The sequence below is a fragment of the Bacteroidota bacterium genome, from assembly GCA_016718825.1.
Lineage (GTDB): Bacteria > Bacteroidota > Bacteroidia > J057 > JADKCL01 > JADKCL01.
Genome location: JADKCL010000068.1, coordinates 96214 through 108665, shown reverse-complemented (window position 1 = coordinate 108665; position 12452 = coordinate 96214). Strand labels below are relative to the sequence as shown.

The 12452-nt window shown below is 49.5% G+C and carries 10 protein-coding genes; 5 read left to right on the top strand and 5 right to left on the bottom strand.

Going from position 1 to position 12452, the window contains the following annotated elements:
- Positions 1–62: 62 nt before the first annotated feature.
- Positions 63–1328: a hypothetical protein gene (locus tag IPN95_31435; GenBank protein ID MBK9453830.1), complete on the bottom strand. Its 1266-nt coding sequence runs from the start codon at positions 1326–1328 to the stop codon at positions 63–65.
- Between the two features lie 42 nt (positions 1329–1370).
- Here IPN95_31435 and IPN95_31430 point away from each other — a divergent pair, with 42 nt between their 5' ends.
- Positions 1371–1676 carry a hypothetical protein gene (locus tag IPN95_31430; protein MBK9453829.1) on the top strand — a complete coding sequence of 102 codons (306 nt, stop codon included), beginning with the start codon at positions 1371–1373 and terminating at the stop codon, positions 1674–1676.
- 350 nt (positions 1677–2026) lie between these two features.
- On the opposite strand, the gene IPN95_31425 is transcribed toward IPN95_31430, so the two are convergent.
- Together IPN95_31425 and IPN95_31420 are read right to left on the bottom strand one after the other, a co-directional pair.
- Positions 2027–3025 (bottom strand): T9SS type A sorting domain-containing protein, encoded by a 999-nt coding sequence (locus tag IPN95_31425; protein MBK9453828.1) that lies wholly within the window; start codon positions 3023–3025, stop codon positions 2027–2029.
- 108 nt (positions 3026–3133) lie between these two features.
- Entirely contained in the window at positions 3134–3994 is an 861-nt protein-coding gene (locus IPN95_31420) for an AraC family transcriptional regulator (protein MBK9453827.1), read from the bottom strand.
- Positions 3995–4202: 208 nt separating this feature from the next.
- Here IPN95_31420 and IPN95_31415 point away from each other — a divergent pair, with 208 nt between their 5' ends.
- The 4 genes from IPN95_31415 (at position 4203) to IPN95_31400 (ending at position 10594) form a co-directional block, all read left to right on the top strand.
- A complete protein-coding gene (locus IPN95_31415) occupies positions 4203–4400 on the top strand; it encodes a hypothetical protein (GenBank protein MBK9453826.1) in 198 nt (65 codons plus the stop codon).
- A 1575-nt stretch (positions 4401–5975) separates the two neighbouring features.
- A complete protein-coding gene (locus IPN95_31410) occupies positions 5976–6776 on the top strand; it encodes a hypothetical protein (GenBank protein ID MBK9453825.1) in 801 nt (266 codons plus the stop codon).
- A gap of 640 nt (positions 6777–7416) precedes the next feature.
- Positions 7417–9414, top strand: coding sequence for a DUF4157 domain-containing protein (locus IPN95_31405; protein MBK9453824.1), 1998 nt, complete (start codon positions 7417–7419; stop codon positions 9412–9414).
- 628 nt (positions 9415–10042) lie between these two features.
- Positions 10043–10594: a lamin tail domain-containing protein gene (locus IPN95_31400; protein ID MBK9453823.1), complete on the top strand. Its 552-nt coding sequence runs from the start codon at positions 10043–10045 to the stop codon at positions 10592–10594.
- Positions 10595–10624: 30 nt separating this feature from the next.
- Here the strand turns inward: IPN95_31400 and IPN95_31395 are convergent, their stop codons facing one another.
- Both IPN95_31395 and IPN95_31390 read right to left on the bottom strand, forming a co-directional pair.
- Positions 10625–11440 carry an SDR family oxidoreductase gene (locus IPN95_31395; protein ID MBK9453822.1) on the bottom strand — a complete coding sequence of 272 codons (816 nt, stop codon included), beginning with the start codon at positions 11438–11440 and terminating at the stop codon, positions 10625–10627.
- 59 nt (positions 11441–11499) lie between these two features.
- Positions 11500–12078, bottom strand: coding sequence for a Crp/Fnr family transcriptional regulator (locus IPN95_31390; GenBank protein MBK9453821.1), 579 nt, complete (start codon positions 12076–12078; stop codon positions 11500–11502).
- Positions 12079–12452: the final 374 nt, after the last annotated feature.

Below are 12452 nucleotides of genomic sequence, written 5' to 3'. Positions count from 1 at the left end.
GGATACTGTTCGCCTTCAAAGCCGGAGGATATAAGCGATCAAGTCCTCTTCTGCTGTAAGATTCATCTTTTCTTAAGCCGATTGCGTGCCATTTTCACTGCTTCGACATTGACATTTAGGAGAAGCGCGATCTCTTTGCGCGTCAAATTCATGCGCACGTAGGCGCAATGGCGCAAGTCGTTTGGCGTAAGGCGCGGAAATTGGGCCTGCAAATTCTGGAAGAACTCAGGATGGATGCGGTCAAAGTGTTGCCTGAAGTTTTCCCATGTTGTTTCCCAGAAGTCATTGTCTCGGATGCTTCCACGTAAAGATTGCAACTGCAATTTTATTTGCGACGACAATTCACTTTCTTTCAGTAGCGGGCTGATTTCGGCGTTCAGCCTTTCGAGGACTTCATTTTTTTGGATGATGTGGAGCGTTGTTGTTGCGAGTTCACGGGCGTTGGAAACATTCTCAGCCTCCAGCTTTTCATTGAGAAGCCTTTGATTTTCTAAGGTCAATTGCTGAATCTGATGCCTTTTGGTAGCTAGCCTGAGCTTTTGTCGTAGGACAAATGAAAGAAACACAGCGATGAAAATGGCGAACCCAACAGAAATAGCCAAAATAACGGTCCACAAGTGCGAGATTTGACGCTCCTGTTCGAGGTTTTTGATTTGCTCCGCCTGTTGATCCACTTGGTGTAGAACGCGCAAGCCATTGAGCTGAAGGCGTGATCCCTCCTGTGCGATCTCCTCCTTCAACCGAGCATAGCGTTCGTAATACGCATAAGCGCTGTCAGGAGCATCGTTAAGTTTGTTGAGTTGCGCGTAGGCATAGTAAATGTCGGTGATGTTGAGTCGCAACTGCATGGAGTCACAGGTCGGCAGCGAATGAGCGAGAAGCTCTTCCGCTTGAGGCAGGTCAAACTTGTTGTAGATAAGTAATTGTGCCAAGCCGACATAAGCCGTGGTCTTGGTGACTTTGCCAGAAGGTCCATTTTGTAGTGCAGGTAGAAAAGCCAACAAGGAAAGCAATGTATCGGGGTGCAGCTGCTTTCCTTGTTTGATCCTGCAAACTGCTTCCCTTATAGCGGCGCTCCCTTGGTAGTCCTTTATCGCAACCTTCTCAAATGCGCGCCGCGCCTTACTCGCAGACACCTCCGCAGTATCAAATCGATACAGTTGCATTTGCAGATCAGCCAATTGCATCCAAATTTTGCCTTGGGTATGAAAATCTTTCGTAGGCACAATCACATCCAAGGCCCGGCACAAATATTCCATCCCTGCCTCAAATTGATAGAGCTCGATATAGACTGTGGATAGATTGTGATACAATTTGCCCAGCAACACGGTGTCGTTTCCAGTTTCGATTTCAGGTAGGAGCGCCTGGAATTGCTGGATCGCTTCAACGGATTTTTTTTGCTTGGCATACAAAAGTCCGATCTCAAACTGAATACTTATCACCTTCCTTGCGTCATTGCATCGTTGCGCAACTTCCATGGACAGGTCGATGTAGCGGCTTACAGAATCCAGCTGGTGGGATTTGAAAAAGTATCGTTTCTTGAGGTCATAGTATTCGAGCAGCAGTGCATCCTCTTTGCCGTGAGACAAAATGCAATTTCCAAAACGATCAATGCTCCGGATGTCTCCCTGGTCTACCCTTTGGAGCATGGCCACACAGTTTTGGGAATAAAGTGATGTGAACAAAAGTAATAAAGCAATGATTACACCGCGGTTGATCATATTGAAATATGTTCCTGCTTTGCGCCCTCTAATCTGCTGGCAATAAGAAGAAATATCAGCATAAATGCAATTCAATGTTGAGACATCTCGTCGCGATTCGTCTAACGAAACGCCATTTTCGCCCTAAATGCAAGTTTCACGTTCAACACTTGCTATCAAATTTTTCGTTCTCTACCAGTAAGTTCCACCGCATTTTGTCAGTCAAAAGCCATCCGCACGGACCATCGCAGCAAAAAAGACTGCCGATTCTTCAAACACTTTCGGATCAATGGCTCCTATTTGTAACCACCTCGGCCTAGCAGCCTTCACAGTTTGACAATGGGCTTTGTGAGGCTGCCATTGGGTGTCCTTACCTGCAACCAATATTTGGCAGAAGGAAGCGTCGAAAGGTTGATGTCAAACGACTGCGTGGCATGTTTTTGACGTGCGACAGTTTGGCCCAGGTGGTTCAAGATTGTGATTTCGCACGACGACGCATTCGGCAAGCGAACATGGACCAAATTTTCGGTTGGATTTGGATAGACTTCAATCTGCCCGAGTCCGGAGGTTACGCCCGTTGTGGAACCATTCTCACCCGGGGCTGCTGCTGCTGCTTGCACGAGTACCTTGTTGCCAGCCTCCTGCACCACCGCCATTGTATAGATGCGGCTGAAGTCCCAAATAGGGTCCGCTGCTGAAGAGACCCTGAATACCATCGAGTCGCCAACCGTCGCCGGCAAGGTAAACGGTGTCCCGGTCGCATCGGTGAGCGCCTTCCTGAACACGTCAAAATGAGCCGTTTCGCCGTTCCCACCGGTGTAATTCACGGTGTCCTCCGACAGCGCAACGAATAGTACAAGGTTTCCCAACGTATGCACGGCTTCCGTTTTCACGCTGATGAGGGCAACGATGGAATCCATTCCAAACTTCTCTTGCACGATGCGGATGCTGGCCGGCGAGGTTTGACCGACAAAAGGTGTGAAAATGGAACTTGCACCGTAGTTGGCACCGGTCGAAATGACTGTGCCGTTGATCACCAAGCGCGGGGTTCCGCCATAGATACCATAGTGGTTGGTGCGCGCATCGTTTTGGGGGGAACTCTGTTGTGAGAGGAGGCAGTTCGGGTAAGGAGCGCTTGGGTGAATTGCCAAATGCAATGCATTGGACTGCATGTTATAGTTGGCATAGAAGGCAGGGTTGCGGTTCGCACAGATGCTGCAGTTGGTGTTTGAGAAGTGCTCCACCAAGACTTTTTTGGGAACTTGAGCCTTCATGCCTTGGATAGCTAAAAGGAGCAGGCAAAGGATCTGTAATTTGCGTTTCATTGACTATTCTTATTTTTAACAAAGGTGCCACCTTGCAAATTCTCTGTAAATGGACATCCTTCCCGATGCGTTGTACATCGTTCCCGAGAATGGCATTTGGACACCTGTTCACTTGTCGGGAAACAGTCGCGTGATCTTTTTGATCTCGGATGGGTTGTGGTTGGTGGCCTTTTTGAAAAACTTGCTGAAGTGCCCGACATCCTCAAATCCCAGGTCAAAGGCGATTTCCTTGACTGACTTGTCTGTGTAGTAAAACAACCTCCTCGCCTCTAAAATGATACGATCTTGGATGATCTGGGTCGGCTTTTTCTTGCTGTACAACGAGAAGTGATTGGAAATCGTCTTGGGCGATTTGTTGAGCAGGTTGGCATAAAATGCGAGTTGGTGCTCTTGACGAAAGTGCTTCTCGACGAATACACAGAACTGCCGGATCAGGTTGTATTTATCGTCCGGGAGATCTTCATTCCCAAGGTGCTGCCGCTTCGCCAACCGGGTAATGATGATGATCAACCGCACCAAGAGCATGCGCAGCATGTCGTCTTTTACATCTTCCTTGGAGTCAAATTCCTCCCGGAAAATTGCCAATAAGCCTTCTAGTCGAATCAAGTGCTCCTCATCCAAATTCACAAACATGGTGGGTGAGGGCCCATAAAAAATAAACCCTACACAGCTTACCACGGGATCCTGTGTCAAAACACAGTAAAATTCCCGGTTGAATCGCCACATTACGATCGATTCTGCATGTTCAAAATCAAAAGACTGATTGAGCATGATGGGCAGGACTGCATTGGATTCGAAGCGATAGGACACTTCATCGATGCGAATGATCTGGTCGTTGCCGGTGTTCCAAGCAATGGAATAATACCGTTTATGCGTCTGGTCTTGAAAATAGTTTTTTGAAATGGAAGGTTCCCCATACTGCATGATGAGACTGCCGATACCATCCTTGTTTACAAACTCGTGCTTCATGTGCTGCCACGCAGAGGAGGGGTTTCAAGAAGCTGAAACCAATCCATAGCGAAAGTAAGCCGCCCTGCCCAAGATCGCAAGTAGATGTAAGCGGATTGGCAAAGATGCTTCTCGTGATCTTTGACGGTTTGTATGCAACCATGTTTTCGATTTGTACCTGGTCCGAAGGGCATCGGAATTTCTACAGCCTCGGACTACCGGAGACGGTTTGGGCAAGGAAAAGGGTGTGGGCAAGGGCAAGGGCGTGAAAAACGGTGTGAGCAAGGGCAAGGGTGTGAAAAACGTGTGCGAATCGAGCAAGGGTGTGAGTTCGAGTGCGAGTCAGGAGGGGCTGGGCGGAGGCCAACGTGCCCACTCGTCCGGAATTGGTACCGTTCGTCCAGAAACGGTTTGGGCAAGGGCGTGATTTCAGTGTGCGTTCGAGAGCGAGGGAGGAGGGATTTGGCTGCGCCAAATTAACTCCCCTCTCCGCGATTTTTCCGTTAGGAAAAGTCGTGGAGAGCGGGCCGGGGGTGAGGCGATGGAAAGAGCAGGGAACGGCTCAGCCGTGGTTTCAGAAGGAACATGGGTTTTGTAATTATTTGAAGTCAAACAGGCGGCCCCCTTGGGGCGCGAGGTTTGTGGTGGGCTTCGTTCACCGGAGGCTGCCGCCGTCCGGCTACCGATAGACGGCCCTTTCAGGGCGAACCTTGGATGCATTTTGGGGAATGCCCGTTTATCCGTCAGGATGACCGTTCGTCCAGAATTGGTCCCGTTCGTCCAGAAACGGTGCGGGTTCTGGGCAAGAGTGTGGAAAACGGATTGTGCACGGGCACTGGCGCGTATTCGAGTGTGAGTTTGAGTGCGAGTGAGGAGGAGTTGGGCGGAGCCCAACGTGCCCGTTGGATAAATAGATGTGCCACTTCGTCCTTCCAGAGTGCCCGTTCGTCCATTCTTGCTGCGCGGGGTTTTTGGTTGTTGTATTATTGAATCATGTTGCGCGCGAATGGGGGATTGTCTCCGTTTGGGTAACAACGTCGCTCTTGCTTGACGACGGCTGCGGACTTGAAAGTCCGGCAGTGTTTCTTCCGCCTTGGGCAACATCTTGTAGCCTTCGGTGAAGGGTGGATCGATGGCCCGGCATACATCGAAACGGGGGTGAGTTCTTTGGTGACAAGCCTTGGAATTCTCCTGATTTGGTCTTGAAATGTGCTTGTAATTATGACCGTAAAGGAAGGTGATTCAGCAGATTTCAGACAGGAATATTGCGCAAAAAACATGCCTCGTCCTCGGCGAACAGAACGTCGTTTGCGCATTGATATTCAACCACTTAACGGGAAATAATTTCCGATCAAGACTTTCATTTTTTATTCGGCTTCAAGGGCAAAAAATATTTTAAAAATTTATTGCCTAAAAAATAACAAAATGAAAAATGAAGCGTATATATTTGCAACAACCGAGGTCAAGTATTGCGCTTGATTCCTTTCAGAAAGCTTGGTTGTCTGCTGCTTGCGAATTTGTTCTTTTGGACTTACCACATCGTTCTTATGAAACACTCAAAATTGATTCGCCTGTTTAACTTGCCTCAAGATGTTCAGCCTTGGTTCAAACCCTGGATATCGCACCTCTCCTACTTTGTTCCTCTCAGTTCATGATTTTTTTGCTCCGGTTGGTGGTGCAGCGTGTTGCCTTGGTTTCCGTTTGGGGTAACTCATTCGTGGCTAATATGACTGTGCGCATTTGACAAATTGAATCTGCGCGCTGTGCGAAGGTTTTGCGCATCTGCATCTACACCCAGCCTATATTGTGCGTGATCGATGCGATTGTGCATCTTGTAAATATAATCAATCCGGCTGTCGTTCTTTTTATTTCCGGATTGGGTGCAATGATAGTAGCCTACCTATTGTTGGAGGTACCGCCGCAGGAGGTGTGCTACTGGAAACATCTGAAACAGCCGGTTGATTTTTTTCGTTCTTTATTTACCATTTAAATCGTTAAGATTATGGCTAAGTTTCGTTCTTTATTTCGTGTCTCCGGTGATATCGGGGACGTGAACTTCTACGAGAAGGATGGTCAGAAATATATGCGTCAGACCACGAGTCTGGACAAGGAGCGCATCGAGAATGCGCCTGAGTTCAAGCGGACACGTGAGAACATGCGTGAGTTTGGCGGAGCTGCAGTGACCGGAAAATCACTGCGGATCGGACTCGCGAATGTGTTGAAGCGCTATGCTGACCGTCTCTTCACCTCGCGCTTAACGGGTATTTTCAAGCAAATGCAGAAAGCCGCAACGACTGGCGAACGTGGCAAGCGTCCGATTGAGGTGCTTCCCAACAAAGCCAAGTTGGTCGGTAAAAGCATTCACAAAACCGAGTTGTTGGAGATGGTATTCAGTGCACCTTTTACTGTGTCGCCCAATGTGGCGCGCAACGAGGTGACGTTGGATGTGCCCATTTTTGACGTCGATGCGCTTGTGACTGCTCCTCAAGGCACGACGCACTTCAAGCTTGTGCTCGTGATCACGGTCCTTTCAGACCACTACTTCGATAGTGCTGAAGGCGGTTACGTCCCCACCGATCCGGACTTGAATTCGGTGAATGCTGTGACTTCCAGCGCTGCCTTGGAGATTGATGTTCCCATCGTGGCTCCGGTGCAGCTGATTGCAACTTTGCCTGGCAGTCCGGTGATGACGGCGACTTGCGGGTTGGTCACTTGCGTCGGCATCGAATTTTACCAAGAGGTGACGGGCACGCTGTATTCGCTTGCGCAAAGCAATGGGATGCGGATCGTGAACATCTTCTGAGTTTTGCGGTTGGTGTTTTTTTTGAGAAAGGTCCTCGCAAGGGGACCTTTTTCAGTGAAAAGTGAAAAGTGATAAGTGAAAAGTTGGAAGCAGAATTTTCGGAATTTACGGAATCACATTTTGGGTTGAATTGTGGGTGTTGTCTGGATCAGAATCTTTAGATCAGCGAAGCTAATTTACAGAATTTTCGGAATAACGTATTGGCTTGTAACACGTTGGACTGAGACGTGGCGTGCTTCGTCTCTACTGGGGGAATTGGTTTGTTTTCGTGCCGCAGGTGGATGGCGCCTATTTGTAACCTGGGGTGGCTATGTGCCACTAGGCGGTAGCGCCCCTAGGTTTCGTGGGGCCTGCGATTTTCGTTATTCAGCAACCGGTGGCGGTGGCGGAGTCAGATTTGATTGTTGGGATATACAGGGATTTTTGGAGGCGGGACTCCGTGTTTCATCTGTTTGGGGGATGGTGAAAGGGTGCGGCATGGGCCACATGCAGCGATCTTGCGAAGGATCCATAGTTGCGAATGCGGGGTTGATTGGTCACTTTCTAAACAAACTACCTGCTTTGATTGCTTCACTTTTTCAGGATTGTGTTACCAAATAATGCGAAATTGGTGTATTTTCGTGTACCAACTCTGGAAATTATGAAAACCAACGAAGTACATGAAAGCCACAACGTGGCTCAGAAGAAGCCTTTTGAGGCAGGGGAAAAGGAAGGAACTTTGACGAACTCTTTGGTCGAAGGTTCATCCGAGGGTCCGGATTCCGGTCAATTGCGGCAATTGCAGGTGGCGGCTGACGCTAGTGCGCAGGTGCATCAATTGCGGACTTTGCAACTTGCTGCCAATCACAGCCCTCAAGTGAAGCAATCGGCGCAATTGAAGGAAAAGGCTACAGAATTTTCCCGCGGCGCCCTTCAGAACAAGGAAAACCGTTCGGGGCTCCCCGCGCAATTGAAGGCTGGGATTGAGGGGCTTTCGGGAATGGCACTGGATGATGTGAATGTGCATTACAATTCGAGTGCGCCTGCGCAACTCCAAGCTGCTGCATTTGCCCAAGGGAACGATATTCATTTGGGTTCCGGACAAGAACAGCATCTTGCTCATGAAGCGTGGCACGTGGTGCAGCAACGTCAAGGTCGGGTCAAGCCCACGACTGAAGCAGGTGGGAAACCGGTCAATGATGATGTCGGTTTGGAGCAGGAAGCAGATGTCATGGGTGCCAAAGCGGCCCAAATGCGCGTGGATTTAAGTTCTGAGAAGGATTCACCCTTGGATCATTCAGGGCAATCTTCCTCGTCGGCTGCTCAATTGAAGACAGCGGTAGTCCAATGTTACAAGCCGGGCTGGTCTGAAGTCAATGGCGAATTCCAAGTATTCGATGGCCAAAAGTGGACGGTTGCCAACCTTACGAAAATAACCAAGCACGGCTGGGTATTTACCACGCGTGAAGGAAAAAATCTCACGATTTATGACCATGAGGACGAGCGTATTCGGCCTACGGTAGGAATGCGCGGCCCATCCACCGGTTCTTCTTACACCCCGATGATCGAGGAAAAGGAAGATCGGATGGAGGAATCTTCTGAGTCGAATGACGAAATCGAATCCACTCCTCAGCAGTATGGTAGCATGATCAAGCTGTATTCAGATTGGAATCCTGATCAGCAATTTCAGGAAAGGTCGAATGAATTTGGGAAATTCAACGTCAAGCACAACCGGAATGCACCCTATATCACGACGAATTTGCAGCAGTATCCCAAAACGAGTCTCGATACGACTTACTCCTCAATGTTCAAGGCACTGATGAAGTCGGGACTCAGTGAAAAAGAAGTGGCAGAGGTGTTGCTCGATGCAAAAGCGGAAATGCTCAAGAATCCTACTGCGCTGCGGGCTGCTGCGATGCTGATGGGTGCAGTTTATCTCGGCGAACAATGGCGGAAGCATGGTGCTGTCAAAATCTTCCGGGCTTTGCTCAGGCAAGTGACGCGCGGAGCGATCAGCCTGGAGGATATTCCCAAATTGTTCAAATTCGTCGCTAGCGCCCAAAAAGGGAGGGAGCAGGTGGAGAGAATTAGAGAAATTCTACTCGGCGATCACCCGTTGAAGTCGATCACAAAAGATGATCGTTTGATTCTTGGTGGAATGTCCCCTTTGCGCGAGGGGGATTTGGATTCTGAAGAAGAGCTGGGAACTACGAAGGACAATGAGTTCAAGAAGAAACGCAAGCTCAAGCGACATCAAAAAGAGTACAAAAAGGTCGAATTGAACGAGGACGACTACTATCAGATCAATGGTACGCTGTACAATATTTCTCATCATCTAATACGCTCCAATGGGCCTTGTTTTTGGGACAATCTGATTCGATTTTATGGATTGGATGAATCTGTCGTACGACGTGCCGCAACCAGTGCCAATGTCACTTTCAATGAATATTTGGATGACCAATCGATTCAGGCAGTTGTGGATGCGCTCGGCTTGCTTGGCGTGGATATCACGATCCACTTGGATATGTTTACGTATGCGGGTAAGTTCATTATGTCGAAGACGATTGGCAACAAAGGCAGGCAATTGAAGATGGGGCTCGTGGTACAACCTGAAGATGATGGCAATGCCGATGGGCATTATATTCCAGGGCTTAATTAGCGTCAATTTTGAGCAGAATTTTCAGAATCTTTAGATCAGCGAAGCTAATTTTCAGAATTAGCTTCGCTGAACTCACGTTTCTCAGAATTGAAAATCGGAGCAGCCAATCCCACCGCGGGTTGAATTTTGAGCAGAATCTTTAGATCTGCGAAGCTAATTTACAGAATCAGGCCTTGGGTTGAATTCTAGGTGGCATGTTTTTTTTTGCGGCTTGCCGCCATTTTTGCCGCCTCTCCCCTTCCCTCCCCATCGCCTTCTTTGTCAGAGACTTTGAAGGCGTTGGAGAGGGGTGGCCGGTTGCCTTTCCGTTTGGTTTTGTTTTCGCGCCGCAGTTGGTTGGCGCATATTTGTATCCTCGGGTGGTTATGCGCCACTAAGCGGTAAAGGTCGCGGTGATGTGGTTCAGCTGTATTTTTCTCCGTGGAATAGGAAGAAGCCTATTTTGCCTCGACCTGGCGAGGCTGATGGATACAACCCGTCACCACCTATAGAATCCAACCCGAAAGATTCGGACGAAATCCCCCAATCTTCACCCAAACTTCAGATTCAGTTCACACTGCGGCCGTAGCTTGCGTGCAATTGGCGCATTCGCTTCAATGCCTGTCTGTTACCCGCAAAGAATTATACGATGAAAGGTCTCATGTTGCTTGTTTTTGGAATTGCCTTGGGTGCCTCGGTGCATGGGCAGCTGCGGATCAACGAATTCATGGCTGTGAACGAATCGGTTTTGGCAGATGGATGCGGGAGCTTTGACGACTGGATCGAAATCTACAATGCCGGTGACAGTGCGGTTTGTCTGAATGGCTATTCGCTGTCGGATGACGTGGAAAATCTGCAAAAATTCAAGTTCAAATCACGTGGGAAGCAAAGCTTGATCGTTCCGCCGCAGGGCTACCTGCTGATATGGTGTGACGAAGATCAATTGGAGGGGCTGACCCATGCGAATTTCAGGCTCGCGGCAGCGGGGGAATTTCTTGCATTGACGGGTCCTGAAGGTGCGGTCATTGATTCCGTCTATTTTGATGCGCAAACCGCTGACAAGAGTTACGGACGTTCGGCAGATGGGTCTGGCGAATTGGGATTTCTTCAAAAACCGACGCCTTGCAACGCCAACTTGGGGATGCTTGGGCAGTCGGCTGCGCAATTTCCTGCCGTTGAATGGTTGGTCCAGGTGGATTGATCCTTCATATTCGCAAACACCACCCTATCCTTAGACTGTCCGTTGGTGCTTGGTCATTCCTCCCATGACGCGCTTCATGATACGTACTTTCGCCCAACGGGGAACCGTTCGAAGGGAAGCCACCAAAAACTTGGTCAAAAACCCAGGGAGCACCGTTCCTTTTCGGCCAAGGGCCTTCAGGATTGGGATACCAATTTGGGCGGGTTGCAATGCCCCACCCACGCGCATATTGGCCCGCTGCTCGAATCCCGAACTCACTGGCCCCGGCGCAGCGGCCAAGACGTCTACCCCAAGCGGACGAAATTCGACAAAAAGCGCCTCGGCGAAGGACTGCACATAGGCCTTGGTGGCGGCATAGTGTGCGGCAAATGGCGTACCTTGAAAGCCCACCAAGGAGGCCATCAAGATGATACCGCCCCTTTTTTGCTGCGCGAACAATCCTGCAAAATGATGGGTCAATACCATCAACGCCTCACAATTCACCCGCAGCATTTCGAGTTCATCCTCCAACTTGCTCGCCACAAACGATCCCGAGGTTCCGAATCCCGCAGAGGCGACCAACAAACCCACCTGCAAACCTGCCGTGGCTGCGATCAAGGTTTGAACGCCCTCCCTTTCGGCCAAATCGGCAGCCACGACAAGGGTTTCCACCTTGTAGCGCTGTCGCAAATCCGCAGCGTGCTTTTCCAAGGCTTCCTGCCGGCGACCATGGAGCACAACATGTAATCCAGCCTCGGCGAGGCGCGTGGCGAGCTCTTCACCGATGCCGGAGGAAGCACCTGTCACAACGGCCCAAGGACCGTATTTTGTCTTGAGGCGTGATTTTAGCGCAATCGAAAATCTCATGGTTTTTCCTTTTACCGCAAATTTCGCAGGCGGAATACCTTCGAGACGATAACAAATGTTTAGATTTTTTGGCGATCGGCCTTCTTCAAGCGGCTCAAATGGACGGGGGTGATACCCAAATAGGAGGCGATCATGTGTTGCGGCACGCGGTTCTGAATGTTGGGAAACACCTGTCCAAGCGCTTCGTAGCGTTCCATGGGCGTGCGTGCATAGAGATTTCGAATGCGGTGGTCTTGGTAAATGAAATAGTATTCGGCGATCAGGCGGCCGAGTTTGTCACCTTGTTGGAGGTTGGCATAGCCCCAATCGATGGCAACACGCGGCATGATGATCACTTCCATGGGTTCAAGCGCCTGCAGTGTTTGGAGGGAAGGCTGCTTCAAAATGAAGGCGCTGTAATCGGCAATGAATTGGTTTTCCAGCGTGAAGTGCATCGAATGGTCTGTACCCTCCACGTCAGTGACGATCACACGGAGCAAGCCTTTATTGATGAAAAAAATCTCCTGTGGCACCTGATCCGGCTTGCTCAGAATGGCCTTGTTGTGAAAGGACGCCGGCCTGCAAAAGCCCAACAATTCAGCCATTTCCGACTCGGAAATCTGAATCATTTGTCGAATCACATGGGCAAGCTGCTCCATTCTTGTTGCTTTTGCAGTGGAGAACTTATTTTTCAGCAAGGTTGTTGCGTTGCAAGCCGATTATTTCAGCCTTCTGCTCCAAAGCGTGCAGAAAGCTTTGTCGGAGATTCATGTTGGGTTTAGGATCGTTGTCACAATATCCTTATCGGCAACTTTGCAAGTTCAAAATGTTCGACCCCGCTGGGGTCGTTACTTCAGGGGAAATCTTCTTCTATAAAGGTTTGACCCCTCTGGGGTCGACCCCAGGGTCAAACCATTGTAGAATCGATGGCCCTCCTTCCCAATCGACCCGTCGCAGGCGGGTCGAACAATACGCGAAATTGATTTGAACAGGGTATTACTGGCAATCATCCCGATAAGCATTTTATCACAAA

Bases quoted from the DNA above. Each gene is read 5' to 3' on its own strand.
- IPN95_31395 (MBK9453822.1), bottom strand. From the start codon at position 11,440: ATGAGATTTTCGATTGCGCTAAAATCACGCCTCAAGACAAAATACGGT.
- IPN95_31390 (MBK9453821.1), bottom strand. From the start codon at position 12,078: ATGGAGCAGCTTGCCCATGTGATTCGACAAATGATTCAGATTTCCGAG.
- IPN95_31420 (MBK9453827.1), bottom strand. From the start codon at position 3,994: ATGAAGCACGAGTTTGTAAACAAGGATGGTATCGGCAGTCTCATCATG.
- IPN95_31405 (MBK9453824.1), top strand. From the start codon at position 7,417: ATGAAAACCAACGAAGTACATGAAAGCCACAACGTGGCTCAGAAGAAG.
- IPN95_31410 (MBK9453825.1), top strand. From the start codon at position 5,976: ATGGCTAAGTTTCGTTCTTTATTTCGTGTCTCCGGTGATATCGGGGAC.
- IPN95_31425 (MBK9453828.1), bottom strand. From the start codon at position 3,025: ATGAAACGCAAATTACAGATCCTTTGCCTGCTCCTTTTAGCTATCCAA.
- IPN95_31400 (MBK9453823.1), top strand. From the start codon at position 10,043: ATGAAAGGTCTCATGTTGCTTGTTTTTGGAATTGCCTTGGGTGCCTCG.